The organism is Phenylobacterium sp. (genome assembly GCF_031984885.1).
Lineage (GTDB): Bacteria > Pseudomonadota > Alphaproteobacteria > Caulobacterales > Caulobacteraceae > Phenylobacterium.
In genome coordinates, this window is the sequence record NZ_DAMABV010000006.1 from 14086 (window position 1) to 39355 (window position 25270).

Annotated in this window: 26 protein-coding genes and 1 tRNA gene; 20 read left to right on the top strand and 7 right to left on the bottom strand. The window is 67.6% G+C overall.

The genetic code is table 11. The features are described from left to right. The first annotated feature begins 58 nt into the window (after positions 1-58). The 5 genes from RTL41_RS10395 to RTL41_RS10415 all read left to right on the top strand — a co-directional run bounded on the left by RTL41_RS10395 (position 59) and on the right by RTL41_RS10415 (position 5236). Positions 59-1294: an MFS transporter gene (locus RTL41_RS10395; RefSeq protein WP_312164057.1), complete on the top strand. Its 1236-nt coding sequence runs from the start codon at positions 59-61 to the stop codon at positions 1292-1294. A 103-nt stretch (positions 1295-1397) separates the two neighbouring features. Then, positions 1398-2405, top strand: coding sequence for an AraC family transcriptional regulator (locus RTL41_RS10400; protein ID WP_312164058.1), 1008 nt, complete (start codon positions 1398-1400; stop codon positions 2403-2405). 167 nt (positions 2406-2572) lie between these two features. Further along, the gene (gene tig / locus RTL41_RS10405; RefSeq protein ID WP_312164059.1) at positions 2573-3931 is read left to right on the top strand and encodes a trigger factor; all 1359 of its coding nucleotides are present in this window, start codon (positions 2573-2575) and stop codon (positions 3929-3931) included. A gap of 161 nt (positions 3932-4092) precedes the next feature. Beyond that, positions 4093-4707, top strand: a complete 615-nt coding sequence (locus tag RTL41_RS10410; RefSeq protein WP_293407738.1) for an ATP-dependent Clp protease proteolytic subunit — start codon at positions 4093-4095, stop codon at positions 4705-4707. Between the two features lie 43 nt (positions 4708-4750). Beyond that, entirely contained in the window at positions 4751-5236 is a 486-nt protein-coding gene (locus RTL41_RS10415) for a hypothetical protein (RefSeq protein WP_312164060.1), read from the top strand. Here RTL41_RS10415 and RTL41_RS10420 read toward each other — a convergent pair. The 4 genes from RTL41_RS10420 to RTL41_RS10435 are packed head-to-tail and all read right to left on the bottom strand — an operon-like array spanning position 5226 to position 6891. Further along, positions 5226-5486 (bottom strand): hypothetical protein, encoded by a 261-nt coding sequence (locus RTL41_RS10420; RefSeq protein WP_312164062.1) that lies wholly within the window; start codon positions 5484-5486, stop codon positions 5226-5228. The two genes, RTL41_RS10415 and RTL41_RS10420, sit on opposite strands and share 11 nt — an antisense overlap. Before the next feature lie 5 nt (positions 5487-5491). Further along, positions 5492-5881, bottom strand: coding sequence for a nucleoside triphosphate pyrophosphohydrolase (locus tag RTL41_RS10425; protein ID WP_312164065.1), 390 nt, complete (start codon positions 5879-5881; stop codon positions 5492-5494). A 4-nt stretch (positions 5882-5885) separates the two neighbouring features. After that, a complete protein-coding gene (locus tag RTL41_RS10430; protein WP_312164067.1) occupies positions 5886-6203 on the bottom strand; it encodes a helix-turn-helix domain-containing protein in 318 nt (105 codons plus the stop codon). A 22-nt stretch (positions 6204-6225) separates the two neighbouring features. Continuing rightward, a complete protein-coding gene (locus RTL41_RS10435; RefSeq protein ID WP_409418322.1) occupies positions 6226-6891 on the bottom strand; it encodes an HAD-IB family hydrolase in 666 nt (221 codons plus the stop codon). 340 nt (positions 6892-7231) lie between these two features. On the opposite strand from RTL41_RS10435, the gene clpX reads away from it, so the two are divergent. Together clpX and RTL41_RS10445 are read left to right on the top strand one after the other, a co-directional pair. Beyond that, the gene (clpX, locus tag RTL41_RS10440) at positions 7232-8494 is read left to right on the top strand and encodes an ATP-dependent Clp protease ATP-binding subunit ClpX (RefSeq protein ID WP_312164071.1); all 1263 of its coding nucleotides are present in this window, start codon (positions 7232-7234) and stop codon (positions 8492-8494) included. Between the two features lie 77 nt (positions 8495-8571). Beyond that, complete coding sequence (locus tag RTL41_RS10445; protein WP_312164073.1) at positions 8572-9993, top strand: DHA2 family efflux MFS transporter permease subunit; 1422 nt, start codon at positions 8572-8574, stop codon at positions 9991-9993. 3 nt (positions 9994-9996) lie between these two features. Here RTL41_RS10445 and RTL41_RS10450 read toward each other — a convergent pair whose 3' ends face one another. Then, entirely contained in the window at positions 9997-10791 is a 795-nt protein-coding gene (locus tag RTL41_RS10450) for an ABC transporter substrate-binding protein (RefSeq protein WP_312164075.1), read from the bottom strand. Positions 10792-10927: 136 nt separating this feature from the next. Here RTL41_RS10450 and RTL41_RS10455 point away from each other — a divergent pair, with 136 nt between their 5' ends. From RTL41_RS10455 to RTL41_RS10505, 11 genes are all read left to right on the top strand, one after another. Further along, positions 10928-11545, top strand: coding sequence for a DUF3011 domain-containing protein (locus tag RTL41_RS10455; RefSeq protein ID WP_312164077.1), 618 nt, complete (start codon positions 10928-10930; stop codon positions 11543-11545). Further along, positions 11545-12108: a hypothetical protein gene (locus RTL41_RS10460; protein ID WP_312164079.1), complete on the top strand. Its 564-nt coding sequence runs from the start codon at positions 11545-11547 to the stop codon at positions 12106-12108. The genes RTL41_RS10455 and RTL41_RS10460 overlap by 1 nt, the downstream gene beginning before the upstream one ends. A 74-nt stretch (positions 12109-12182) precedes the next feature. After that, positions 12183-13625 carry an amidohydrolase family protein gene (locus tag RTL41_RS10465; protein WP_312164081.1) on the top strand — a complete coding sequence of 481 codons (1443 nt, stop codon included), beginning with the start codon at positions 12183-12185 and terminating at the stop codon, positions 13623-13625. 207 nt (positions 13626-13832) lie between these two features. Further along, a complete protein-coding gene (lon, locus tag RTL41_RS10470) occupies positions 13833-16232 on the top strand; it encodes an endopeptidase La (RefSeq protein WP_312164083.1) in 2400 nt (799 codons plus the stop codon). A 159-nt stretch (positions 16233-16391) separates the two neighbouring features. After that, positions 16392-16664, top strand: a complete 273-nt coding sequence (locus tag RTL41_RS10475) for an HU family DNA-binding protein (RefSeq protein WP_056018577.1) — start codon at positions 16392-16394, stop codon at positions 16662-16664. A gap of 69 nt (positions 16665-16733) precedes the next feature. After that, positions 16734-16810: transfer RNA gene (locus tag RTL41_RS10480), tRNA-Val, on the top strand. A gap of 213 nt (positions 16811-17023) precedes the next feature. Beyond that, complete coding sequence (locus RTL41_RS10485; RefSeq protein ID WP_312164088.1) at positions 17024-17938, top strand: glycosyltransferase family 2 protein; 915 nt, start codon at positions 17024-17026, stop codon at positions 17936-17938. Positions 17939-18131: 193 nt separating this feature from the next. Then, positions 18132-18782 (top strand): hypothetical protein, encoded by a 651-nt coding sequence (locus tag RTL41_RS10490; protein ID WP_312164090.1) that lies wholly within the window; start codon positions 18132-18134, stop codon positions 18780-18782. A gap of 82 nt (positions 18783-18864) precedes the next feature. Then, positions 18865-19236, top strand: a complete 372-nt coding sequence (locus tag RTL41_RS10495; protein ID WP_312164091.1) for a hypothetical protein — start codon at positions 18865-18867, stop codon at positions 19234-19236. 10 nt (positions 19237-19246) lie between these two features. Further along, positions 19247-19969, top strand: coding sequence for a C39 family peptidase (locus tag RTL41_RS10500; protein WP_312164093.1), 723 nt, complete (start codon positions 19247-19249; stop codon positions 19967-19969). 9 nt (positions 19970-19978) lie between these two features. Next, positions 19979-20536: a hypothetical protein gene (locus tag RTL41_RS10505; protein WP_312164095.1), complete on the top strand. Its 558-nt coding sequence runs from the start codon at positions 19979-19981 to the stop codon at positions 20534-20536. Between the two features lie 3 nt (positions 20537-20539). On the opposite strand, the gene RTL41_RS10510 is transcribed toward RTL41_RS10505, so the two are convergent. Further along, on the bottom strand, positions 20540-21859 hold the full coding sequence (locus RTL41_RS10510; RefSeq protein WP_312164097.1) for a transporter: 1320 nt from the start codon (positions 21857-21859) through the stop codon (positions 20540-20542). A gap of 79 nt (positions 21860-21938) precedes the next feature. After that, positions 21939-22478 carry a sigma-70 family RNA polymerase sigma factor gene (locus RTL41_RS10515; protein ID WP_312164099.1) on the bottom strand — a complete coding sequence of 180 codons (540 nt, stop codon included), beginning with the start codon at positions 22476-22478 and terminating at the stop codon, positions 21939-21941. 486 nt (positions 22479-22964) lie between these two features. Between RTL41_RS10515 and RTL41_RS10520 the strand changes: the two genes are divergently transcribed. After that, entirely contained in the window at positions 22965-23894 is a 930-nt protein-coding gene (locus RTL41_RS10520) for an aldo/keto reductase (protein ID WP_312164102.1), read from the top strand. Positions 23895-23996: 102 nt separating this feature from the next. Then, complete coding sequence (locus RTL41_RS10525) at positions 23997-25256, top strand: cytochrome P450 (protein ID WP_312164104.1); 1260 nt, start codon at positions 23997-23999, stop codon at positions 25254-25256. Positions 25257-25270 lie beyond the last annotated feature (14 nt).

Sequence of the window (25270 nt, forward strand, 5' to 3'; positions counted from 1 at the left end):
CCGACATTGAGACGCCGGGGCGCCCCGCCTACCTGGGGGCTCCAATCCGGAGTCGCGTATGCTTGAAATCCAGTCCGCCGATCGGCCCGATGCGGTCGCCGTCTCCGACGGCGCGGGGCCTGCCAAGCCTGCCTGGAACGGCATACTGACGCTCTCCCTCAGCGTCTTCGCGCTGGTCACCGCCGAGTTCCTGCCGCCTAGCGTGCTGACGCCCCTGGCGGCGGACCTGGGGGTCAGCCTGGGGGCCGCAGGGCAGGCCGTCACGGCCACGGCCGTCGTCGGGGCGTTCGCGGCCTTGCTGGTCCCGGTCTTCACCAGCCGTTGGGATCGCCGGCGGGTGATGCTGGGGTTGCTCCTGCTCCTCTGCATCTCGAACCTCATGACGGCTGCGGCGGCGAACCTGCCCATGCTGCTGGCCGCGCGGGTCGTGCTCGGGGTCAGCCTCGGCGGCTTCTGGTCGATGGCGGCGGCTACGGCGATGCGACTCGTGCCGATGCCGGTGCTTCCGCGCGCCATGTCGATCGTCTTCACGGGCGTGACCGTGGCGACGGTCTCAGCCGCGCCGATCGGAGCCTATGTCGGCGACGTCTGGGGGTGGCGCGCCGCGTTTCTGATCGCCGGGGTGGTGGGCGTCCTGGCTCTGGTCGGGCTCTGGTTCACGTTGCCGAAGCTGAAACCCACCGCGGTCGCCAAGCTGGCCGACCTGATGGAGGTGGCCGCGCGTCCCCGCGCGCTGGTCGTGCTGGCCTCCGTGCTGGTGGTGATCTCGGGCCACTTCGCCGGCTTCACCTATATCCGGCCGGTTCTGGAGCAGGTTGCGCGACTGGACGTCGCCGCTATCTCGCTGGTGCTGCTCGCCTTCGGCTGCGCCGGGTTCATCGGCAATTTCGTCGGCGCCTTCGTGGCGGAGCGCGATCCCAAGCTGGCGATCATCGGCGGCGCGGGCCTGATGGCCGCATCGATGGCGGGGCTGGTGCTGCTCGGGAGTTCGCCCTGGCTCGCGGGCCTGGCGCTGACGCTCTGGGGGCTGGCCTTCGCCGCCTTGCCGGTGGGCTTCCAGGCCTGGATGGTGACGGACGTGCCGGACCGGCCGGAACTGGCGGGCGGGCTGCTGACCGCCGCCTTCCAGGTCGCGATCGCCACCGGCGCCGTGATGGGCGGTCTGCTGGTCGACCGTTTCGGAGTGCTGAGCGCGGCGGTCTATTGCGGGATGGCCGCTGCGGTCGGCCTCTGCCTGGTGGCGGCCCTGCGCCGCCGCCGGGCCGCGCAGGAGGCGTCCTGCTACGCGGCCTAGGCCCGGCGTCGGACGAACGGCAAAGAAAAGCGGAAGCCTGGGCATGGTTCTGCCGGGCGCGCCACCACATCTCTTCCGATCGTTTGGATCAGGAACCGGTCAATTGCCCGATGCTAGCTTGCAGGCCCAGCTCAGTCCGCCGGTCTCGGACCTTCATCGGGCGATGGACGAGGACCCGCTGAGCCGCATCCTTAGGGACTTGAGGATCGTGGGCGTCTCCTACGGCTGCTGCCGGTTGTCGGCGCCCTGGGGCGTCAACTTCCCCAAGGACGGGACCGCGCGGCTGCATTTCATCATCGAGGGCGCCTGCTGGCTGCGGGTCGAGGGCCAGGAGCCGATGCGGCTGGACGCCGGCGATGCGGTGCTGCTGCCCAAGGGCACGACCCATTGCCTGAGCGACACCGAGCACGGCCGGACGACCTGCATCTCCGACATGCCGGTGCGGCCGATCGGGGACCGGGTCTACCGGCTGGATGGCCCAGCGGCGGCCACCGCGGTGATCGCCTGCTGCAACGTGCGGTTCCGCGAGCCCTGCCTCAATCCGCTGCTGGAGCTGATGCCGGTGGTGGTTTCGGTCGCGGGCGCGCGAAGCGATCCCACGCTGCCGGCGTTGCTGGCGGCGATGGCCGACGAGGTCCTTGACCAGAAGATCGGCGCGGCGACGGTGCTGTCGCGGCTGGCCGACGTGGTGATCACCCGGCTGATCCGGGCCTGGGTGCGGGACGGCGGGCGCGAGGCCGAGGGGTGGATGGCCGCCATCCATGACCCGAAGATCGGCCGCGCCCTGGCCGCGATCCACCAGGATCCGGCCAACGATTGGTCCATCGAGGCGCTGGCCCGCACCGCCGGCCTCTCGCGCTCGATGTTCGCCGAGCGTTTCACCAGGGTGCTGGGGCTTTCGCCGGCCCGCTACGTCGCGCGCTGGCGGATGTACCTGGCCAGCGCGCTGCTGGTCGAGCAGGGGTTGAGCATCGCTGAGGTCAGCGGCCGGCTGGGCTATGAATCCGGTCCCGCCTTCAGCCGCGCGTTCAAGCGGCACCTGGGCGTCTCGCCAGGCGCGATGCGGCTGCGGGCCGTGGGCGCGTCTGCGGAGATGTCGGCGCCCGCCTGACCCCTGGCGCGGGAAGGCCCGGCCGTCTTTGCGCTTGGACTGGGGCGTGCGAAATGACATAAGAGCGCCCGCTCGCCGCCGCTCCGTTCGGCGGCGACCACCTTTTCACCCCTAGGGCGGACCTGCCGGCGCGAGCCCGCGCCGCACTCCGAAATTCGAGAATGTCGATGCAGATCGTTGAAAAGTCTGGCGAAGGCCTGAGCCGCGTTTATGGCGTGACCGTTCCGGTCGCGGACCTGAACGAGCGGCTCGAGGCGCGGATCGTCGAGATCACGCCGCAGCTCAACATCAAGGGCTTCCGTCCGGGCAAGGTGCCCGCCGCGCACGTCCGCCGCCTGCACGGCAAGGCCCTGATGGCCGAAGTGGTCGAGCAGACCATCTCGGAAACCACCCAGAAGGTGCTGGAAGACAACAAGCTGCGTCCGGCCGGCGAGCCCGACCTGAAGCCGGAAGGCGACATCGCCCAGGTGATCGACGGCAAGGCCGACCTCTCCTACGAGATCGCGGTCGAGATCATGCCGGACTTCGAGCCGACCGACCTGAGCAAGATCGCCCTGACCCGCCCGGTCTACGAGCCCACCGAGGCCGAGGTCGACGAGGCGCTGGACGAGCTGGCCAAGCAGAGCCGCACCTACGAGCCGCGCACCGGCAAGTCGCTGAAGGCCAAGGACGGCGACCAGTTGCTGATCGACTTCGTCGGCCGCATCGACGGTGAAGCCTTCCAGGGCGGCACGGCCGAGGATTCGGAACTGGTGCTGGGTTCGGGCCAGTTCATCCCGGGCTTCGAAGAGCAACTGGTCGGCGCCAAGCCGGGCGACGAAGTCATCGTCAAGGTGGCCTTCCCGGCCGACTACCAAGCCGCCAACCTGGCCGGCAAGGACGCCGAGTTCACCACCACGGTGAAGGAAGTCCGCGCCCCGGTCGACGCCAAGGCCGACGACGCCCTGGCCGAGCGTCTGGGCGTCGAGAGCCTCGAGAAGCTCAAGGAACTGCTGAAGTCGAACCTGGAGTCGCAGTACGCCGGCGCCTCGCGCTTCAAGCTGAAGCGCGCCCTGCTGGACGTGCTGGACGAAAAGCACGACTTCCCGCTGCCGCCGAAGATGGTGGAAGCCGAGTTCAACGCCATCTGGCAACAGGTCCAGGCCGACAAGGAACGTGGCGGCCTGCCGCCGGAGGACGCCGAGAAGTCGGAGGACCAACTGCAGACCGAATACCGCAAGATCGCCGAGCGCCGCGTGCGCCTGGGCCTGGTGCTGGCCGAGATCGGCCGCGTCAACAACGTCCAGGTGACCGAGCAGGAACTGCTGGACGCCATGCGCCAGGAAGCCATGCGCTATGGCCCGCAGGCCCAGCAGATCTTCGACATGTTCCGCCAGAACGCCGGCATGCAGGCCCAGCTTCGCGCGCCGATCTTCGAGGACAAGGTCGTCGACCTGATCGTCGGCAAGGCCACGGTGAAGGACGAGAAGGTCTCCAAGGACGACCTTCTGAAGGAAGACGACATGCCGGAAGGCTACGGCGCCTAAGCGCCGACCGGCCCTTCCACGGACGCAGAAATCCCTCCCGGAAACGGGAGGGATTTTCTTTAGGACTATCGGTCACCTTGCGCTGGCCCCTCCGCCACGCGATATCGGAGGGGAACGCGGCTCTGCGTGCAGAGTCGATCCATTCAGAGAGGCTTCCCTTTATGCGTGACCCGCAGATCACCGCGCTGAACCTCGTGCCCATGGTGGTGGAGCAAACCAGCCGCGGCGAGCGCGCCTTCGACATCTTCTCGCGCCTGCTGAAGGAACGCGTGATCTTCCTCAACGGGCCGGTCGAGGACGGCATGTCGGCGCTGATCTGCGCCCAACTGCTGTATCTCGAAGCCGAGAACCCGAAAAAAGAGATCCAGATGTACATCAACTCCCCCGGCGGGGTGGTGACGTCCGGTCTCGCGATCTACGACACCATGCAGTACATCCGCTCGCCGGTCGTGACCCTGTGCATGGGCATGGCCGCGTCGATGGGGTCGTTCCTGCTGATGGCCGGCGAGAAGGACCAGCGCATCGCGCTGCCCAACAGCCGCATCATGGTGCACCAGCCGTCGGGCGGCTACTCGGGCAAGGCCTCGGACATCGAGCGCCACGCCGAGGACATCATCAAGACCAAGCGCCGGCTGAACGAGATCTACGCCAAGCACACCGGCCGTTCCTATGAAGAGGTCGAGGAAAAGCTCGACCGCGACACCTTCATGACCCCGGAAGAGGCCAAGGAGTGGGGCTTGGTCGACCACGTGATCGAGCGCCGCGCCGAGGACTAGGCGCGCCATGCCAGGTCACGTCCTCGTCGTGGGCGGAACCGGCATGCTGTCAGGACTTGTGGAGGCGCTCGCCGGCGACGGCGGGCGCCTTTCGCTTTTGTCGCGCCATGCCTCGCAGCGGCCCGGCGGGATCGACTGCGACTACCATGACGAGGCCGCGTTCGCTCGGGCGCTGGACGCGGCGATCGAGCGCAACGGGCCGGTCGAACTGGCCATCGCCTGGTTTCACACCCTGAAGATCGCCGCGCCCCGGCTGCTGGCGCAGCGGGTGAGGGGACGCATGTTCCAGGTGCTGGGCAGCGCCACGGCCGATCCGGCCTATCCGCACCGTCTGGCCGCCGCCGCAGCCGTGGCCGAGGGGCTGGCGGAATGCCGGCTGCGCCAGGTGGTGCTGGGGTTTCGGGTGGTTGACGGCGGATCGCGCTGGCTGACCAACGCGGAGATCTCCGGCGGGGTGCTGGAGGCGGTGCGGGCCGACCGTCCGCTGAGCATCGTGGGCCAGGTGGAGCCTTGGCCGGCTAGGCCGTGAGCCGCGCCCTGGTCGTGGCGACGAGTGCGGCCCGCCCGGGCTCGCCGGTGACGTCGAAGCGATCGAAGTCGCCGCCGGCCGCATCGCGCAGGTCGGCGAACAGGCCCTTGGGGTCTTCGTGAAAGTGCAGGAACGCCTTGGACCTGCGATAGAAGACGCCGCGCTTCTTCTCGACCATGCCGGGGAGGGCGCGAAGCTCGCCCAATAGCGGTTCGAGCTGATCTAGGGCGTGTTCCCCGGCATGCTTCATGCGCCTCAGTCCTCGCGGGGGTACTGTTGCGGCCGGGCGAGATAGTAGTCCGCCGCGGGCAGGCCGTCAGGCGCCTCCACGGCGGCGTTGAAGACGCGATCGTCGAAGCCGCCGCGCTCGGTGCGCTTGGCCAGGCGCCTGGCTTCGATCTCGGCCATCGACAGGCCGTGCGCGGCGGCCAGGGCGTGGATGACCTCCAGCACGTCGGCCAGTTCGCCGGTCAGCTCGGCCGGCGAGGTCGCCTCCCTGGCCTCCTGCGCTTCCTCGACCAGCTTTTCCTTAAGGGCCGCGACGAACTCCGCCTCGCCCAGGCGGCGCTCGAAGACGGCGAGGCCGTCGGCCCGCATCATGGCGGGCAGGCGGTCGCGGATCAGCTTCTGGACACGGAACCGCATCGCCCTAGGGAACGTCGTCGTCGCCGACGATCCCGCCTTCGTCCTCCCAGGCGCCGATGGCCTTCGCCTCCTTGCGGCTGAACTTGAGGCGCACGCCCGAGCCGAACCCGTCGCCGTCGTCGATGAAGAGCACCCCGAAGTCGTCCAGGGCGCGCAGGACGCTCTCCACCTCGGCCGTGACGTCCAGCGGGCCGTGGCCGTTGGCTTCGAGCTGTCGCAAGGTCTGGAGGTCCAGGCCGGCGCGGGCGGCCAGTCTGGCCTGGCTGACGCCGGTCAGGGCGCGGGCGGCGGCGATCTGGGCGCCGGAGACGACTGTGGTCATGGTTCCTCCAACCGAGGCGGGATCAGGGCTTTTCCTGGAAGACGCGGTAGCCGGGCTCGTCGGCTATGGCGAGCATCTCACGATCGCCGCTCGTATCGCCATAGGCGGCGCGAAGACGCACGCCGGGGCCGAACACCTGCTCGAGCCGGCGGACCTTCTCCGGGCCCCGGCAATTGGGGCCATTGAAGCCGCCGGTCACCCGGTCGCGGGCGTCGAACACCAGCTCCGTGCCGATCAGCAGGTCGGCGCCCAGCCCGCGGGCGAAGGGGGCGACCACGATCTCCGGGGAGGCCGTGACGATGACCAGCTTGGCGCGGCGCTGGCCCCAGCGGCGCCAGGTCCGCAGCGCGTCCGGGCGCAGCATGCGCGGGGCCATCAGCTCGGCGAAGGCGCGGGCGTCCGCCTCCAGGCGCTCGCGCGAGACGCCGGCCAGGAATTCCCGCGTGGCGGCGGCCTTGATGCGTCCGCGATTGCGGTGGCCGAGATAGGAGACGGCGGCCGGCAGCAGCTTGGCCAGGCCAAGATTGTAGCGCGCGGGACCGGCCCGCCACTTCAGAAAGGCGGTGTAGCTGTCGTGAGTGGTCAAGGTGCCGTCGAAGTCGAAGGCCACCACGCCAGCGTCTTCGATACGCTCGTCCAAGGATTCCACCTGCGCTCCGCCGATGCGTCGCAGTTGTCGTCTAGCCATATGTCCCCCAACACGCTCAGAATTTGGGCGTGTCAACTCAAACAAGACCGCTAACGCCGGGCCGGCCGTTTGAGGAGAGGCTTATGCGGCGTCAGGGCGTCTCACTTGCGCCACTTCAACACAATCCCATCTAGGGATTCGGACATGCCCGCCATCGGGCCCCGCCGACGCCAATTGTCACTGAAGCATGTCAGAGGCTTGTGATCGTGGCCCGGATCGGGGAATGTCAAGGATTAGACAACCCCGGGCACGTATCCTGCACTGATGGCGTCAGGGACGCCTCCGGGCCGAACGATGGCGAAGACCACGGTCTGCGTTGTCGAGAGAGTGAGAAACGAGCATGACCAAGGCCGCGAGCGGGGACTCCAAGAGCACGCTTTATTGCTCATTCTGCGGCAAGAGCCAGCACGAGGTCCGCAAGCTTATCGCGGGCCCGACGGTGTTCATCTGTGATGAGTGCGTCGAACTGTGCATGGACATCATCCGCGAGGAGCACAAGATTTCCTTCGTTAAGTCGAAGGACGGCGTTCCGACGCCGAAGGAGATCCGCGAAGTCCTCGACGACTACGTGATCGGCCAGGACCACGCCAAGAAGGTGCTCTCGGTTGCGGTCCACAACCACTACAAGCGCCTGAACCACGCGACCAAGAACAACGACGTCGAGCTGGGCAAGGCCAACATCCTGCTCATCGGGCCGACCGGTACGGGCAAGACCCTGCTGGCCCAGACCCTGGCCCGAATCATCGACGTGCCGTTCACCGTGGCCGACGCCACGACCCTGACCGAAGCCGGCTATGTCGGCGAGGACGTCGAGAACATCATCCTGAAGCTGCTGCAGTCGGCCGACTACAACGTCGAGCGCGCGCAGCGCGGCATCGTCTACATCGACGAAGTCGACAAGATCAGCCGCAAGTCGGACAACCCCTCGATCACCCGCGACGTGTCGGGCGAGGGCGTCCAGCAGGCGCTGCTGAAGATCATGGAAGGCACGGTGGCCTCCGTGCCGCCCCAGGGCGGCCGCAAGCATCCGCAGCAGGAATTCCTGCAGGTGGACACGACCAACATCCTGTTCATCTGCGGCGGCGCGTTCGCCGGCCTGGAAAAGATCATCTCGGCCCGCGGCCAGGGCACCTCGATCGGCTTCGGCGCCAAGGTGTCGGACCCCGACGACCGCCGCACCGGCGAGATCTTCCGCCAGGTGGAGCCGGACGACCTGCTGCGCTTTGGCCTGATCCCGGAGTTCATCGGCCGTCTGCCGGTGATCGCCACCCTGGACGACCTCGACGAGGCCGCCCTGGTGAAGATCCTGACCGAGCCCAAGAACGCCTTCGTGAAGCAGTACCAGCGCCTGTTCGACATGGAGAACGTCGGCCTGACCTTCACCGACGACGCGCTCAGCGCCGTGGCCCGCAAGGCTATCCAGCGCAAGACCGGCGCGCGCGGCCTGCGCTCGATCCTGGAAGGCATCCTGCTCGACACCATGTACGAACTGCCGACCTATGACGGCGTCGAGGAAGTGGTGGTCAACGCCGAGGTGGTGGAAGGCCGCGCCCAGCCGCTGGTCATCTACGCCGAGCGCCGCGACAAGGGCGGCGCCGCCTAGAGCCTGGGTGAGCGACCAATGATCAGGGGCCCCGCGGACATGCGCCGCGGGGCCCTTTTCGTTTCGGGCCGGCCGCCATGAGCCAGGTAGCGGTCCCGCCCTGCGACCGCGGCGTGGTCGAGGCGACAGCGCCCTGCGACGAGCCGTCGAACGGGCCGCTGGTGCTGGCCGGGACGGTGCTGGGCTCGAGCCTGGCGTTCATCGACGGCTCGGCGGTCAATCTCACCTTGCCGGTGATCCAGCAGCAGTTGGGCGGCGACGCGGCCGGCGCGCAATGGATCATGAACGCCTACGCCCTGATGCTGGGCGCGCTGGTCCTGGCCGGCGGAGCGGCGGCCGATCGCTATGGCCGGCGGCGGGTGTTCGTGGTCGGCGTGATCCTGTTTTCTGCCGCTTCGGCGCTTTGCGGCGCGGCCCCGAATCTTCCCTTGTTGATCATGGCGCGGGCGGTGCAGGGGATCGGCGCAGCCCTGCTGGTCCCGGCCAGCCTCGCCCTGCTGGGCGCATCGTTCGACGAGAAGGGCAGGGGCCGGGCGGTCGGGGTCTGGGCCGGCGCCAGCGGGCTGATGAGCGCGGTCGGGCCGGTGCTGGGCGGCTGGCTGACCGACACGGTGTCCTGGCGGGCGGTGTTCCTGATCAATCTGCCGCTGGCGGGGCTGGCGATCGGCTTCATCCTGGCGGGCGCCAGGGAGAGCCGCGCGCCGGCCGCCGGGCCGGTCGACTGGGCGGGGGCGGCCTGCGCGACCCTGGGCCTCAGCGCCGTCACCTGGAGCCTGACCCAGGCTTCGACCCAGGGCGCCTCGCCGCTGGCCTGGACGCTCGGCGGCCTGGGCGTGGTCCTACTGGCCGGCTTCCTGTGGATCGAGCGGCGGGCCCCAAGCCCGATGGTCCCCTTGAGCCTGTTCAGGAGCAGCGCCTTTTCCGGCGCCAACGGCCTGACCCTGCTGCTCTATGCGGCGTTCGGCGGGGCGCTGTTCTTGCTGCCGTTCCAGCTTATCCGGGTGCACGGCTATCCGGCGACGGCGGCCGGCGCCGCCCTGCTGCCGCTGTCGATCGGGCTGGCGGTGCTTTCGCCGATGGCCGGGGCGTTGTCAGCTCGGATCGGCGTGCGGGCGATGCTGACCATCGGCCCGTTCCTGGTAGCGGCCGGCTTTGCGGGCCTGGCCTGGAGCGCGCACGACGCGGGCTATTGGACAGGGGTGTTCCCCGGCCTGGTGCTGCTGGCCCTCGGGATGGGCGTCGCGGTCGCGCCGCTGACGGACGCGGTGCTGGGCGCGGTCCCGAGCGCCTATGAGGGCGCGGCGTCGGGCGTCAACAATGCGACGGCGCGGATCGGCGGCCTGCTGGCCGTGGCCCTGGCGGGTTTCGTCCTGGCCCCTGGTTCGGCCGGGGCCGAGGCCATGACCCAGGGCTATCGCTGGGCGATGTCGGCGGCGGCGCTGGGCGCGGCCGCCGCCGGGCTGATCGGGGCGATCACCATGCGGGCCGCAAAGCCCTGATGGTTACTTCTTCGCCGCGGCCGGCGCGCGCGGCTTCAACCGCTCCGTCCAGTCGAGGGTGGTCAGCCAATAGCTGTTGGTTCGCGGGAGGAAGCCGTCGCGCTTGCGCGCTTCCACCCAGCCGTTGAGGACGTTCAGCAGGTCCGCATCGCCCTTGCGGACGGCGAAGGCGTCGGCGGTGCGGGCCAGGGGCTCGCCCTCGACGACGACGTACCTCTCCGGGCTCCTGACCGCGACCAGGCGGGGGATCGGCGCCTTGTGGGCCAGGGCGGCGACGGCGCCGCCCTGCAGCGCGCGCTCGGCGGCCAGCAAATCGGGAAACTCCTCGACCGTCGCCGCCGGCAATTTCGAGCGGGTGAGCAGGACGGCGGGCGACCCGGCCACCGCGCCGATCACCACGTCGGCCTTGTCCAGGTCGGCCATGCGCACCGGCGCCGCGCCGGCCGCGACGATGGCCACTTCGCTTTCGCTGTAGGGCGTGGTGAACCAGGCTTGGCGCAGGCGATCCGGTTCGATGGCCAGGGAGGCGGAGATCAGGTCGCAGTCGCCCTTGCCCAGGCGGCTCATCATGTCGGCATAGCTGACCGGCACGAACTCGGGGGTGAGGCCGAAGTCGGTGGCCAGGCGCTGGCCGATGTCGATCTCGTGGCCGATCCAGCGCCCGGAGGGGGTCTTCATGGCGTAGGGCGCGCCCTCGACCACGCAGACCTTCAGAGAACCCCGCTTCGCCGCGTCGTCGAGCGTATCGGCCGTCGCCGGCGCGGCGATCAGGAACAGGCCCAGGAAAACGCCAGTCATCAAGCCGCGTCGCATGTGGATCAGCCCTCTCTAGCTCCAGCCTGGATGAGAATTCCATTGTCGGCGGATGACAAGGACTATTCTCAACGGAAGGTTGTTGGCGTTAGGGTGACGCTGCACGTCATCGGAGGTCGCTATGCGTGTCGGCTTGATGATCACGGCGGCCGTCCTCGGTCTTTGGACGGCGCCGGTTACCCCGGCTTACGCCGACTCCTATGTGGACTGCTCGTCTTCCGGATATGGCCGCAACTATTGCCCGATCAATTCGGGCGGCCGGGTCTGGCTCGACTACCAGTACAGCAACAACAACGGCCAGTGCATCGAAAACCAGACCTGGGGCTGGGACGGGCGCGGGGTCTGGGTCGACCGCGGCTGTCGAGGCCGGTTCCGGGTCGAGGACCGCTATGGCGGCGGCGGCAAGAAGGACAAGGACAATACGGCCGCGGTCGTCGGCGGGCTTCTGCTCGGCGGGCTGCTGCTGGGCGCCCTGGCCGCCAGCTCCAAGGACAACAACAGCGGGGGCGGGACGTCCGGCGACTCGCGCCAGGCGGTGGATAGCTGCTCGAACGAGGCGCTGAACCAGGCCTCGCGCTATGGCGCCCGCGCGCGGATCGACCGCATCACCTACGCCAGGCCCCAGGGCGCCGGCTACTCGGTGCAGGGCTACGTCGCCGCCGACGCCGGCCCGCGCACCATCACCTATAGCTTCAACTGCAATTACGACGGCCGCTACGCCAGCGTGGAGTTGAACTGATGCGCAGACAGATCGCCCTGGCGCTCGGCGCCCTCCTGCTGCTTCAGGCCGGTTGCGAGCGCAAACCCGCGGCGCCGCCGACGCCGCCTGCGGCCCCTACCGCCGCGCCGCCGGAAGCCCTCGCGGTTCCCGTGACGCCGCCGGAAGGCAGGTTCGACGCGATCAGCAACACCGCGCTGGGCGTGACCGGCGACATGACCGGCGCGGCCGGCGTCCTGACCTTCGCGCAGGGCCAGAGCTACGGCCTCGTCGGGGAGGGGCGTCTGAAGGGCTCGGACCCCTACGCCTCGACCAAGGCCAGCTTCGCCAGCCTGATCAGCGTCGCCGACAGCGCCGACCTCGAGGTGTTCAAGGTGACGAAGGAAGACCCGGCCAAGGCGCGGAACGGCGGCTTCTGCGGCAAGGGCGTGGCGACGACCTACCTGGTGACGCACCAGGGCGTCGACATCGGCGGCGCGCCGGCCCTGTTCGTGATGGCGTTCAAGGGGGCGTCTGCCCCAGGCGCGGCGTCCGCGGAGGCCGACCTCTGCGGGACCTTCATGTACGGCCCGAAGGCCGGATAGAGCGCGACGATATGTCAGGGACGCGCGAGGTTTGAAGCGCTAACACGGCGCCTTCGGAATCGCGGAAGGCCCTCATGCGTAACCTCGTCCTGACCACCGTGCTCGCCGGCGCCCTCTCGCTGGGCGGAGCCGCCCGCGCGGCCGAGCAGGTGGACCTGCTGATCGTCAACGCCACCGTGATCGACGTGGCGAACGGCAAGCTGGCGAAGGGCGAGGCGGTGGCCGTGCGCGGCGACAGCATCGTCGCGGTGCAGCCCACGTCGAAAGCCAGGGCGGCCTTCAAGGCCCGTCAGGTCGTGGACGCCAAGGGCCGGTTCGTGATGCCCGGCCTATGGGACAACCACGTCCACTTCGGCGGCGGCCCCGAACTGGTCGGCGAGAACAGGGCGCTGCTGCCGCTCTATGTGGCGCATGGGATCACCACGGTGCGGGACGCCTCTGGCGACCTGCCCCAGCAGGTGCTGGCCTGGCGCGGAGAGGTGGCGTCGGGCGCCCTGACCGGCCCGACCATCTATTCCTCGGGGCCGAAGATCGAAGGCCTGAAGCCGATCTGGAAGGGCACGCTGGAGGTCGGTTCGCCGGCCGAGGTCGACGCCGCGCTGGACAAGCTCCAGGGCATGAAGGTCGACTTCGTCAAGATCACCGAGAACACCCTGACGCCGGACCTCTTCCTCTACGCGGTGCGCCAGGCCAAGGGGCGGGGCCTGAAGACCTCGGCGCACATCCCGGCCGCGATCACCGTCGACGCCGCCAGCGAGGCCGGCCTCAGCTCCATCGAGCACATGGGTTATGCGCTGCGCCTGGGCTCTCCGGACGAGGCGCAGATCGCCGCCGACGTGGCGGCCGGCAAGATCACCAGCGGGGAGGCGACGGCCCGGACCCTGGCGTCCTTCGACGAGGCGACGGCCATGGCCGGCTTCCGACGCCTGGCGGCGCGTGGGACCTATGTCTCGCCGACGCTGAACGGCAGCCGCGTGACGGCCTATCTCGACCAGGACGACCACAGGAACGACCCCTACCTGGCCTATATCGGCAAGGGCCTGCAGGCCACCTACGCCTGGCGCGTGGAGCGGGCGGCCAAGGACGATGCGGAGGCCGTCGCGCGCCGCCATGCGGTCTATGAGAAGAACGCCTCGCTCGTGCCGATGCTGCAGCAGGCGGGGGTGTCGATCCTGGCCGGCACCGACGCCGGGTTCCTGAACTCGTTCAACTATCCGGGCGTGGGCCTGCACGACGAGCTGCAGATCTATGTCGATGCGGGCCTCACGCCGCTTCAGGCCTTGCAGGCCTCGGTGATCAACGGACCGCGCTTCCTGGGGCATGCCGATCGCTACGGCGCGGTGGCCGCCGGCAAGACGGCCGACATCCTGATCCTGGAGCGCAATCCGCTGAGCGACATCGCCGCGACCCGCGCCATCGGCGGCGTGGTGCTCAAGGGCCAATATTTCGACCGCAAAGCTCTGGATGAAATGTTGAAAAACGCTGCAAAAGCGGCCGAACAGTCTGGCGCCGCTTGAGTATCGGGCGTCATCTTCCCTAGACACTTCGCCGGGCATAATTGCGGCTGCGCTTGAATGACGGCCGGAAGCGTCCACATAAATGAACCGATAAGCCGCCTTCGAAGGCGGACGGGCCGTCCGACTCAGACGCATCGTCTGAAGTGACCGCGGTCCGGGGGCCGAGCCTGATCCCCCAACAGGCCGGCAGGAGTTTAAGAACGCATCATGTCCGAGATTAAGACCCTTCCCATTCTACCGCTGCGGGACATCGTGGTGTTCCCGCATCAACCGGTGCCGCTCTTCGTGGGCCGGGAGAAATCCGTACGCGCGCTCGAAGAGGCGATGCGGGGCGAAGGCAAGCAGATCCTTCTGGCGACCCAAAAGGACAAGGACGACGACGATCCGTCGCCCGAGGCCATCTATGACGTCGGGGTCGTCGCCACGGTTCTGCAGTTGCTGAAGCTTCCCGACGGCACCGTGAAGGTGCTGGTGGAAGGCAAGGCGCGCGCCGGCATCTCCCGCTTCACCGCGCAAGAAGAGTTCTACGAAGCCGAGATCGCCTTCATCTCCGAAGACGGCGCGGCCTCGCCCGAGGCCGAGGCGCTGTCGCGCGCGGTCGTCGAGCAGTTCGAGAACTACGTCAAACTGAACAAGAAGGTGCCGCCGGAGGCCCTGGCCTCCATGCCCCAGGTCGACGCGCCCGGCGAACTGGCCGACCGCATCGCCTCGCATCTCTCGGTGAAGATCGCCGAGAAGCAGAGCCTGCTTGAGATCTTCAACGTCGTGAAGCGCCTGGAGAAGGTCTACGCCCTGATGGAGGGCGAGATCTCGGTCATGCAGACCGAGAAGAAGATCCGGAACCGCGTGAAGCGGCAGATGGAGAAGACCCAGCGCGAGTACTATCTCAACGAGCAGATGAAGGCGATCCAGCGCGAGCTGGGCGAACAGGACGATCAGCGCGACGAACTGATCGAGCTCGAAAAGCGCATCAAGAAGACCAAGCTCTCCAAGGAGGCCCGCACCAAGGCCGAGGGCGAGCTCAAGAAGCTGCGCAACATGAGCCCGATGTCGGCGGAATCGACCGTCGTGCGGAACTACCTCGACTGGCTGCTCTCGATCCCGTGGGGCAAGACCAAGACCAGGCCCATCGACCTGAGCAAGGCCGAGGACGTCCTGAACCGCGACCACTTCGGCCTGGAGAAGGTCAAGGAGCGGATATTGGAGTACCTCGCCGTGCAGGCGCGGACCGGCTCGCTCAAGGGCCCGATCCTCTGCCTGGTCGGTCCTCCCGGCGTGGGCAAGACCTCGCTGGGCAAGTCGATCGCCGAGGCGACCGGCCGTGAGTTCGTGCGCGTCTCCCTGGGCGGCGTGCGTGACGAGGCCGAGATCCGCGGCCACCGTCGGACCTACATCGGCTCGATGCCCGGCAAGATCATCCAGTCGATGAAGAAGGCCAAGTCGACCAACGCCTTCTTCCTGCTCGACGAGATCGACAAGATGGGCTCGGACTATCGCGGCGACCCGGCCTCGGCCCTGCTCGAGGTGCTGGATCCGGCGCAGAACTCGACGTTCGGCGACCACTATCTGGAAGTCGACTACGACCTGTCGCCGGTGATGTTCGTCACCACGGCCAACAGCCTGAACATGCCCCAGCCGCTGCTGGACCGCATGGAGATCATCCGCATCCCCGGCTACACCGAGGACGAGAAGGTGGAGATCGCCAAGCGCCACGTCCTGCCGAAGCTGACCAAGGACCATGGCCTGACGCCGGAAGAATTCGTCGTTCCGACCGAGACCATCCGCGACCTGATCCGCTACTACACCCGGGAAGCCGGCGTCCGCTCGCTCGAGCGGGAACTGGGCAACCTGGCGCGCAAGACGGTTCGGGACCTGGCCCGCGAGAACGTCAAGTCGATCACGGTCGACGACGAGCGGCTGGCCAAGTACGCGGGCGTGCGCAAGTACCGCTACGGCGAGACGGACGAGGAGGATCAGGTCGGCATCATCACCGGTCTGGCCTACACCGAGTTCGGCGGCGACATCCTGACCATCGAAGCGGTCAAGATGCCGGGCAAGGGCCGCATGTCCATCACGGGCAACCTGAAGGACGTGATGAAGGAGTCCATCGCGGCGGCGAACTCGTATGTCCGCAGCCGGGCCACCCACTTCGGCATCGAGCCGCCGGTCTTCGAGAAGACCGACGTGCACATCCACGTGCCGGATGGGGCCACGCCCAAGGACGGCCCGTCCGCCGGCGCGGCGATGGCCACGGCCATCGTCTCGGTGCTGACCGGAATCCCGATCCGCAAGGACATCGCCATGACCGGCGAGGTCACATTGCGGGGCAGGGTGACGGCCATCGGCGGCCTGAAGGAGAAGCTGCTCGCGGCCTTGCGCTCCGGCGTGAAGACCGTGCTGATCCCGCAGGAGAACGTGAAGGACCTGGCCGACATCCCCGACAACGTCAAATCGGCGCTGGAGATCGTGCCGGTTTCCAACGTCGACGAGGTGCTGGCCCGGGCGCTGATTCAGCCCTTGACGCCGATCGAATGGAACCCTGCTGACCAACCCGCGGTATCGGTTCCGGCCGACGACGCCGCCGACGAGGCTGTGATCACCCACTAATCGGTGGAAAAATACGGTGAATCCAGGCGGCGCGGGGGCTTCCCGCGCCGCCTTTGTTTGACGGGCGAGAATCGACCGCCATAATCGCGCAACGCGAAGCAGCCTCGCGCTTCCGCGAGGGGTTCGCGGTTTGAGATAACGGGCTGGGAGAGACAAGAAATGACCAAGGCCGAACTCGTCACGGCGATCGCCGACAAGGCGGGCCTCAACAAGGCTCAGGCGAAGGACGCTCTGGAAGCGTTCATCGACAGCGTCACCGCGTCGCTGAAGGCGGGCCAAGAAGTCCGACTCGTCGGTTTCGGCAGCTTCGTGCCGGTGACCCGTGCGGCCGGCACCGCGCGTAATCCGCGCACCGGCGAGACGGTGAGCCGCCCGGCCTCCAAGACGGCGCGCTTCCGCGTCGGCGAAGGCCTCAAGGGCTCGCTGAACTAAGAACCGTCACAACGGTTACGTTCAAAGGCGGCCCCCCGACGCGGGGGTCGCCTTTTTTCGATTCTATGAGGGCGGCTAGCTCAGCTGGTCAGAGCACCTGGTTTACACCCAGGGGGTCGGGGGTTCGAACCCCTCGCCGCCCACCATTCCTCCACTTTCCGACGTCCGGGGCGCTGTATTCCAGTTGTGAGGGCGGCGCGATCGTAGCTCTACCGTAGAGTATCTGGCTCCCTCCCGATGTGTGGACTCAATAGTGCACGAGTTCCCATCCGCCGATCCTGACGTCTGGACTGGTTAATAACCCCTAATTGTCATTCTGAACCGACCGGGTTATGGTTAATTTTCTTGGAGCCATGCCCATGGCGATCCATGCAATCTGTCTCGTCAAGAATGAGTCGGATGTCGTCGCCCAGACGCTGGCGGCTGCTTCGGAATGGGCCGACAGCATCTACGTCCTGGACAATGGAAGCGAAGACGAGACCTGGGACCTCGTCAACGAGGCCGCGGCCGCCAACTCCGTGATCGTGCCATATCGACAGGATCCGAGCGCCTTCTGCGACAGCTTGCGGGACCGGGTGTTCACCCACTATCGCGATCGCGCCCGGCGGGGAGACTGGTGGTGCAAGCTCGACGCAGACGAAGCCTATGTCGACGATCCGCGGGAGTTCCTGGCGAGAGTGCCGCGCCGCTACAATGCGGTGTGGGTAAGCAGCTACAACTACCTCTTCACAGAACAGGACCACGCCTCGTACCTGCTCGATCCGGGCAGCTATGACGGCAGCCGTACGTGGCGCGAGGTGCTCCACTACTATGTGCCGTCGGGTTACAGCGAGGTCCGCTTCATTCGCCATTGGTGGGGCCTGGATCGTCTCCCCCCGGAAAATTGGGGGCCGATCTATCCCGAGCCGATCCGGCTTCGGCAATTCATGTACCGCTCGCCTGAACAGATCACGCGTCGGATGATGACCCGCGCGGAATCGATGCAACGGGGCGAATTCGCTCACGAACGGCGCGAGCGCTGGCGGCCCGACATTCCGGCTGATCAGCCGTTCCACTGGTCCGAGCGGTTGGCGATGTGCAGCGAATGTTACGTGGATCGGGGCGATGACACGCTGGTTCAGCAGCCGATCTCGAACCAGCCCGAGGCCGTCATTGGCCCCAATGCTGTAGGCGTGCTGTGGCGAAAAGCGAAGCGGCGGCTTGCCGCCTCGGCCAACCGGGCCGCCCCATTGAGGTTGGCGCTGCGCAGGATGTCGACGGCTCGGCCGGAGTAGGCATCGGCCAGCGTCACGTCATCCCGGCCCTCGCGAGCATAACTATCGTCCGACGCCGCTCTCCCCCATGGGGGCCGTGCGCTTCACATTTTGGGCTCACGGTCATGTGATCCGAACTCTCCCGGCGCTCCGCGGTTCTGGCCGCCGGAGGACAGGCGCCTCCAGACTCTAGCGACCCTGGGAGGGTGACCTAATGAAATCCAAGCTCCTTACATCGGCTGCCGCGCTGGCCATCGGCCTCGGCATGAGCACCATGGCCGTCGCGCAGGTCGACAACACGACGACCGACAACGGCTCGGCTGCGACAGTGACTCAGGCCAACACCGACAACTCGAACAGCTCGACGACCGACAACTCCGACAATTCAACGACCGACAATTCGAACAACTCGACGACCGATAATTCGAACAACTCCGACAATTCGAATAATTCGGACAACTCGGACAACTCGGACAACTCCGACAATTCGGATAACTCGGATAATTCGACGACCGACAACTCGAATAATTCGGATAACTCGAACAACTCCGACAATTCCGATAATTCGGACAATTCGAACAGTTCGACGACCGACAATTCCGATAACTCGGACAACTCGGACAACTCGACGACGGCCACCTACACGGCCGTCTCCACCCAGACCCTCAGCGGCACGGTCACCGGCGCTCCGGTCACCAACAACGGAGGGGATGGCGCGACCGGCACGATCACCACCGGCAACGCGTCGTTCGACGGCGCTGCGTTCGGCGGCATCCAGACGGCCAACGCCAACACCGGCCTCAACTCGCTGGGTCAAGCTGCGACGTCGCTTTCGGCGAACGCCAACATCAGCTTCGGTCAGTAAGCGTGATCTCGGGCCGGCGTCGCAGACGCCGGCCCGTCTTCGTTCCAGCGCCCGAGGAAGAGCTGGGGACTTGGAGGGAGCGATGTCCACGTCGAAGACCGGCTGGTTCGTGGGAGCCGCGATCGCCTCGACCGCCATGGCCGGCATGGCCCTGGCCCAGGAGACCACGCCTATCGCGCCGATCGACCCCGTCGCAGCGTCGCAACCCGCGATCAGCGAGGCTGAGCTCGGCGCCATCAGCGGCGGCGCCGGCGTGGTCGTCGAGGCGCTCTCGAACCAGCAACTGACCGCCAGCAATTCCGGCTCGGTGGAGGCCAATCAGGTCGTCACCGGCAATGTCGACTTCTCGACCGGCGACTACTCCGGGATCGGGAATTTCGTGGTCAACACCGGCAACAACAACAATCTGCAGGGCGTCATCAGCGTCAACATCGCCACCGGCGGCGTGCCCTAGGACGCCAGCCATGTGGTCAAGCCACCGACTTGTCCTGGCCGCGGCGCTGAGCGGCGCGGCGGCCCTGGCGGCGCCTGCGGCGGCGCAGATCGCCTTCACCGACGGCGGAGCGCTCTACGCCCTGGGCGGCGTGACCACGCTGCGCGACATGCCGTTCCGCACCGTGGTGCGCCAGCAATACGACTACAGTTGCGGCTCGGCCGCCCTCGCCACCCTGCTGCGCTTTCACTACGGGGTCGACGTCACCGAGGGCGAGATCTTCAAGGCGATGTACGTCCAGGGCGACCAGGCCCAGATCCGGAAGGTCGGCTTCTCGCTGCTGGATATGAAGCGCTATCTGGCCTCCAGGGGCTACAAGGCCGACGGATACCGGGTCAGCGCCGACGTCCTGGCGCACATGAAGTCGCCCTCGATCGCGGTCATCACGGTCGGGAGCTACAAGCACTTCGTCGTCATCAAGGGGGCCGGCGCGGGCCGCATCCTGGTCGGTGATCCCGCGCTCGGGATGAAGTCCTATCGGCAGGCCGACTTCGAGAAGATCTGGAGCGGCATCGTCTTCGGGATCCACGCCGGGCCGACGGACGGGCTCTACAACACCAGCGCCGAGTGGGCGTCCGTCCCGACCGCGCCGATGGGGCGGCCGCTCACCGACGACTCGCTCGCCGCCTTCACGCTGCAGTTGCCGCCGGTTTACCAGGTGGTGCAGGAGGGCCGGCCGCCGGCCGGCTTCTGAGGGGCGGCCATGAATTGCACCGCCTTCTTCGCCGCCTTGCTCCTGATCTTCGCCCCCGCGGCGCTTCCCGGCGTGGCGGCCGCCGAGGCCTTGGTCGCGGCCGCGCCGCTCACCGACGAGGAACTGGCGGCCGAGCGGGGCGGGCTGAAGTTGCCGACCGGCCTGGAGGTGGGGTTCGGCGCCTCGGTGCGGACCTTCGTGGATGGCGCGCTGGTGCTGGAGACCCGCCTGGTGTGGACCGACCAGGGCGCGGTGCAGAGCCAGTCGCCCTCGGCCATCGGGCCAGGCGGGCAGGGGGTGACCCTGTCGGGCGCCGCCGAGAGCCTGCCGGGCCTGGTCGTGCCGGGCGACGGCGGTTCGACGGCCGTGCTGCATGAACTGAACGCCGAACGCATCGCCAACATCGTCGTCAACACGGCCAGCAACCGCGACATCCGTCAGGAGGTGCAGATCGACCTGGCGATCCCCGAACTGACCCAGTTCCAGCAGTCGGCGCTCCAGGAGCGGGCCAACATCCAGATGCTCGACGCGGCCAATTCCGCGCTTCGGGACGCTGCGCTCCGATGATCCTCAGAACGTGTAGGGCACGCGGAGCGTCAGGCGCATGTCGGGCGCGTCGCTGGTGACCCCGAACTCGAAGCTGTTGATGAGCGTGAAGCGCTGGTTCAGCCGATAGGAGAGGCCCATCTGCAGCGCGCCGATCGACAGGCTGTTGGAGCTCTGGGTCGTCCCGTTGATCTCGGTGTCGGTGGGGAAGATGTAGTGGTGCGAATAGCCGAACGAGACGGAGAATTTCGGGTTCAGGGCCAGGCCGAAGCCGATGCTGGCGCTGAGGCCGTCGCCGGGGTCGACATTGCCGACGAGGATGTTGTCGCCGATCTGCTTGTTGACGTCCTTCCCGAAGCTGTGGAGGTAGCTGACGCCCCCGTAGATCACCGCCGGATCGGAGGGGTAGAGCATGGTGACGCCCAGTTCGCTCGCCCAGAAGCCTGAGCCGGTCGACAATTCCTTGGCGACCGCGAACCTGTCGAACTCCACGTCATAGGGACCGACGCCGGTGTCGGACTTGACCCTCAGGCCGGCGACGAAGATCGGCCAGCCGCCTTTCCCGCTGTTGATCTGGTAGCGGCCCGAGACCTCGATGTCGCCGATGTCGTTGGCGTCCAGTTCGAGCGTGCGGACGACGGCCTGGTCGGCCGCCGCGACGGTGGTGACGCGGTCGTGGCGATAGACATACGGGACGCGGGCCTCGACCTCGATGCGGTCCGTCAGCCCGTAGCGCGCCGATACCGAGCCGATGACGGCGTCGCGGTCGGCGTCGCCGGCCTCGATCAGGCCAAGATTGATGCCCGGCACGACCTCGACCCCCCGGAAGGTCAGCCGGTTGGCGCCGGTGCGGACATATTCGATCGCCGGGTCCACCACGAAGCGGCCCTTGGGGGTGAGCACGCCCAGCCGCTCGGGGATGGCGGCGACTTCGCGCGCCTTCTGCTCCGTCGTGGTCGGCGCCGGGGCCTCGCCGACCGGACCGGACGGCAGTTGCGCGGTCGTCCTGGGCGGCGGTCCCGCCGGTGGGCCCAGAGCGCCCGGCTGTTGCTGGGGCGCCGCGGCGCGACCGGCGCGGAGCTCGGCCAGATTGTCTTCGCGCCCGTCGCGCAGGGCCCGCAGTTCGTTCTGCTGCTGCTGGATCAACGCGGCCTGTTCGGACAGCTTGCGCTCCTGGGCGGCGAGGCGGGCGGACTGGTCCACCAGCAGCGCCTCGATGCGCTGGAGCTTGGCGTCGACGTCCTCGGCGGCGCGGGCCGGGGCCGTGCTGATCAGGGCGATGATCGTCGCGCCGACCAGCGTCAGGCGACGGAAGGGACAGGCGAGGCCGTTTGGTGTGGTCATCTGCACGGATCCGAACGTTGAGGGCCCCCGGTCGTTGCTGACGCAAAACGCCGAGCTTGGTGCGGGAGTTCATTCGCGCCTAGGCGTAGGTCGTCATGTCGGACTGGCGTCGTGGCGGATGCCGTCGGGCCGAGGGGAGTTCGTAGTCGAGGAGGTCGGCCAGGCGCCGGCGGGCTCGGCTGACCCGACTCTTCAAGGTGCCGACGGCGCATCCGCAGACCTCGGCCGCCTCTTCGTAGCTCAGGCCTGCGACCACGATGAGCAGCAGGGCGTCGCGGGTGTCGGGCGTCAACCGGTCCAGGGAGCGCAACAACTCGCCGAACCGAACCTGCCATTCCTGGCTCGGCGTGCACGCCAACTGCGCCGTGAGCCGGCCGTCGACGTCCTGCACGACGAACGGCCGCCGCGCGTGGCTTGTGTAGAAGATGTTGCGGAGGATCTTGTAGAGCCAGGCCTTGAGGTTTGTGCCCGGCTGGTAGGCGTCGCGGAAGCGCCAGGCCCGCACCAGCGTGTCTTGAACCAGGTCGTCCGCTTCGGGTCGGGACCGAGTGAGGCTCATCGCATAGGCGCGCATCATCGGTATCAGCGCGATGACGTCTTTCGGGAAACCATCGCTCATACGCACAGCCCTCTTCCGTGCGGGGCGCTCGCGGCCCCGTCCATGGTTCCTCCCCCTGTCCGAACTCAAGCGTCAGCCAGCCGCGAGGTTGGCGCGCCGGTTTCAGAGAACGTTGTTACTAGTCGCTCCAAATTGCGTATTCAAGGTGCGCGATGGTGTTGTGGGGTTTCGACCTGAGGTAAGCGTGCAGCAAGTTTTAGAAACGTTCGCCTTTTGTGTGTCGTATAGTTCCGCTTGTTAAGATATATTAAGGCGACTTCTAGTGAAGCTATTGTGTGAGTGGCGATCAATGTGCACGCATTTTGTGTCATTATAACTTAAGTTTATGGTGGATAGTCTAGCTTTCCGCTCTCTTCGTGAGAGCGGGTTGCTCGCGCGCCAGGGTCGCTGTCGAGGGCGCGTGGCCTCGGCGTTCGTGGGCCGCTTGTGTCCTGGGCGGGGAAAGGGCTAACCCACCGGCTGGACGCGCCGCGGAGAAGCTCTGACATGCACTACCGCGCCCTGGGCGGGACTGGCCTCTCCGTGTCGGAGATCGGCCTGGGATGCGCCAGTTGGTGGGGGCAAAAGGCGTTTGACGAGCGTCAGGCCCTGGGACTGGTGCACGCCGCGCTCGACCTGGGCGTCACCTTCTTCGATACGGGCGCGGCCTATTCCGGCGGCGAGGCCGAGCCCCGGCTGGGGCGGGCGCTGAAGGGCCGGTCCCTGGACCAGGTGGTGGTCGCGACCAAGGCCGGGACGTTCCATGACGGCCGCCGGGTGGCTCGTGACTTCCGCCCCGCGGCGATCGAGGCCAGCGTCGAGCGCAGCCTGCGCAATCTGGGCCTGGAGGCGTTGCCGCTGTTGCAGTTGCACGGGCCGGCGGTCGCCGAGCTGGACGACGGGATGCTGGCCATGCTGGAGGGGCTGAAGCGGCGCGGCCTGGTTCGGGCGCTGGGGGCCAACAGCTTCGATCCGGCGGTGATCGATCACATCGTCGGGCTGCCGCAGTTCGACGTGGTCATGGTCGACTACAATGTCCTGCGTCCCGAACGCGCTTCGCTGATCGCCAAGGCGGCGGGGCAGGGCAAGGGCGTGCTGGCCGGCATGGCCCTGGCCATGGGGCACGTCAACCGTCAGGTCCTGCGCCTGCGCGCGCCCCGCGACGTCTGGTACGCGCTGAGGGCGCTGAAGAACCATCGCGCCGACATCGCCAGGGGCGCGAGGTTCGGCTTCCTGGGCGAACTGCCCGGCATGACGGCCTCGCAGGCGGCGCTGGCCTATGTGCTGGCCGACGCCAACGTATCCTGTGCGGTGGTGGGCACGACCCGTATGGCGCACCTGGTCGAGAACCTGGACGCCTCGGGAAAGACGCTGGCGCCGGACGTCATGGCGCGGATCAGGCAGGCGCAGGGACTGGAAGCGGGGAACCGAACTTAGTTTGGTTTCAAAGGGTTGTTGTGGCCGGGCGCCGTTTGGGTTTTGATCGATCCAACGGCGTAGGCCACCGACCATGCGCCGATCACATAGGGAGATCGCGCGATGGCTGACGGCGCCATGAAGCTGGCCGACGAGGCGAGGGCACGCGCCTATTCAACGCCGCTGGACGAGTTCCACCCGGGCGATCCCGAGCTCTTCCGCACCGACACCCACTGGCCGTTCTTCGAGCGGCTGCGCCGGGAGGAGCCCGTCCACTGGTGCAGGGACAGCGAGTTCGGCCCCTATTGGTCGATCACCAAGTACAACGACATCATGGCGGTGGACACCAATCACGGGGTCTTCTCGTCGGAGGCGGCGCTGGGCGGCATCACCATCCGCGACGCGCGTCCCGACCTGCGGCGGCCCAGCTTCATCGCCATGGACCCGCCCAAGCACGACGTTCAGCGCAAGACCGTCAGCCCGGTGGTGTCGCCGGCCAACCTGCAGGTGCTGGAGCCGATCATCCGCGAGCGCGCCGGCCGCATCCTCGACGAGCTTCCGGTGGGCGAGACCTTCGACTGGGTCGACCGGGTGTCGATCGAACTGACCACCCAGATGCTGGCGACCTTGTTCGACTATCCGTTCGAGCATCGGCGGCGCCTGACGCGCTGGTCGGACGTGGCGACCTGCATCCCGATGCCCGGCGCGCTCTGCGAGACCGAGGAGGCGCGGCAGGCCGAGCTGATGGAGTGCCTGGCCAGCTTCACCGAACTCTGGAACCAGCGCGTCAACCAGCCGCCAGCCGGCGACCTGGTCTCGATGCTCGCCCATGGCGAGGCGACGCGGAACATGAGCCCCGACGAGTACCTGGGGAACATCATCCTGCTGATCGTCGGCGGCAACGACACCACCCGCAATTCGATCAGCGGCGGCCTGCTGGCCCTCAACCAGAACCCCGACCAGTACGACAAGCTGCGCGCCGACCCCTCGCTCATCCCCTCGATGGTCTCGGAGATCATCCGCTGGCAGACGCCGCTGGCCCACATGCGGCGGACCGCGCTGGAAGACGTCGAGCTGAACGGCAAGCTGATCCGCAAGGGCGACAAGGTGGTGATGTGGTACGTCTCGGGCAACCGCGACGACGAGGTCATCGACCGCCCCGAAAGCTTCCTGATCGACCGGGAGCGCCCGCGCCAGCACCTGTCGTTCGGCTTCGGGATTCATCGGTGCGTCGGCAACCGCCTGGCCGAGATGCAACTGCGCATCGTCTGGGAGGAAATCCTCAAGCGGTTCGCCCATGTCGAGGTGGTCGGCGAGCCGCGGCGCGTGCGCTCCAGCTTCGTGAAGGGCTACGAAACCCTGCCGGTGCGCATCCACGCCTGAGGCTGACGCGACGG

Bases quoted from the DNA above. Each gene is read 5' to 3' on its own strand.
- RTL41_RS10395 (WP_312164057.1), top strand. From the start codon at position 59: ATGCTTGAAATCCAGTCCGCCGATCGGCCCGATGCGGTCGCCGTCTCC.
- tig (WP_312164059.1), top strand. From the start codon at position 2,573: ATGCAGATCGTTGAAAAGTCTGGCGAAGGCCTGAGCCGCGTTTATGGC.
- RTL41_RS10410 (WP_293407738.1), top strand. From the start codon at position 4,093: ATGCGTGACCCGCAGATCACCGCGCTGAACCTCGTGCCCATGGTGGTG.
- RTL41_RS10415 (WP_312164060.1), top strand. From the start codon at position 4,751: ATGCTGTCAGGACTTGTGGAGGCGCTCGCCGGCGACGGCGGGCGCCTT.
- RTL41_RS10420 (WP_312164062.1), bottom strand. From the start codon at position 5,486: ATGAAGCATGCCGGGGAACACGCCCTAGATCAGCTCGAACCGCTATTG.
- RTL41_RS10425 (WP_312164065.1), bottom strand. From the start codon at position 5,881: ATGCGGTTCCGTGTCCAGAAGCTGATCCGCGACCGCCTGCCCGCCATG.
- RTL41_RS10430 (WP_312164067.1), bottom strand. From the start codon at position 6,203: ATGACCACAGTCGTCTCCGGCGCCCAGATCGCCGCCGCCCGCGCCCTG.
- RTL41_RS10435 (WP_409418322.1), bottom strand. From the start codon at position 6,891: ATGGCTAGACGACAACTGCGACGCATCGGCGGAGCGCAGGTGGAATCC.
- clpX (WP_312164071.1), top strand. From the start codon at position 7,232: ATGACCAAGGCCGCGAGCGGGGACTCCAAGAGCACGCTTTATTGCTCA.
- RTL41_RS10445 (WP_312164073.1), top strand. From the start codon at position 8,572: ATGAGCCAGGTAGCGGTCCCGCCCTGCGACCGCGGCGTGGTCGAGGCG.
- RTL41_RS10450 (WP_312164075.1), bottom strand. From the start codon at position 10,791: ATGACTGGCGTTTTCCTGGGCCTGTTCCTGATCGCCGCGCCGGCGACG.
- RTL41_RS10455 (WP_312164077.1), top strand. From the start codon at position 10,928: ATGCGTGTCGGCTTGATGATCACGGCGGCCGTCCTCGGTCTTTGGACG.
- RTL41_RS10460 (WP_312164079.1), top strand. From the start codon at position 11,545: ATGCGCAGACAGATCGCCCTGGCGCTCGGCGCCCTCCTGCTGCTTCAG.
- RTL41_RS10465 (WP_312164081.1), top strand. From the start codon at position 12,183: ATGCGTAACCTCGTCCTGACCACCGTGCTCGCCGGCGCCCTCTCGCTG.
- lon (WP_312164083.1), top strand. From the start codon at position 13,833: ATGTCCGAGATTAAGACCCTTCCCATTCTACCGCTGCGGGACATCGTG.
- RTL41_RS10475 (WP_056018577.1), top strand. From the start codon at position 16,392: ATGACCAAGGCCGAACTCGTCACGGCGATCGCCGACAAGGCGGGCCTC.
- RTL41_RS10485 (WP_312164088.1), top strand. From the start codon at position 17,024: ATGGCGATCCATGCAATCTGTCTCGTCAAGAATGAGTCGGATGTCGTC.
- RTL41_RS10490 (WP_312164090.1), top strand. From the start codon at position 18,132: ATGAAATCCAAGCTCCTTACATCGGCTGCCGCGCTGGCCATCGGCCTC.
- RTL41_RS10495 (WP_312164091.1), top strand. From the start codon at position 18,865: ATGTCCACGTCGAAGACCGGCTGGTTCGTGGGAGCCGCGATCGCCTCG.
- RTL41_RS10500 (WP_312164093.1), top strand. From the start codon at position 19,247: ATGTGGTCAAGCCACCGACTTGTCCTGGCCGCGGCGCTGAGCGGCGCG.
- RTL41_RS10505 (WP_312164095.1), top strand. From the start codon at position 19,979: ATGAATTGCACCGCCTTCTTCGCCGCCTTGCTCCTGATCTTCGCCCCC.
- RTL41_RS10510 (WP_312164097.1), bottom strand. From the start codon at position 21,859: ATGACCACACCAAACGGCCTCGCCTGTCCCTTCCGTCGCCTGACGCTG.
- RTL41_RS10515 (WP_312164099.1), bottom strand. From the start codon at position 22,478: ATGAGCGATGGTTTCCCGAAAGACGTCATCGCGCTGATACCGATGATG.
- RTL41_RS10520 (WP_312164102.1), top strand. From the start codon at position 22,965: ATGCACTACCGCGCCCTGGGCGGGACTGGCCTCTCCGTGTCGGAGATC.
- RTL41_RS10525 (WP_312164104.1), top strand. From the start codon at position 23,997: ATGGCTGACGGCGCCATGAAGCTGGCCGACGAGGCGAGGGCACGCGCC.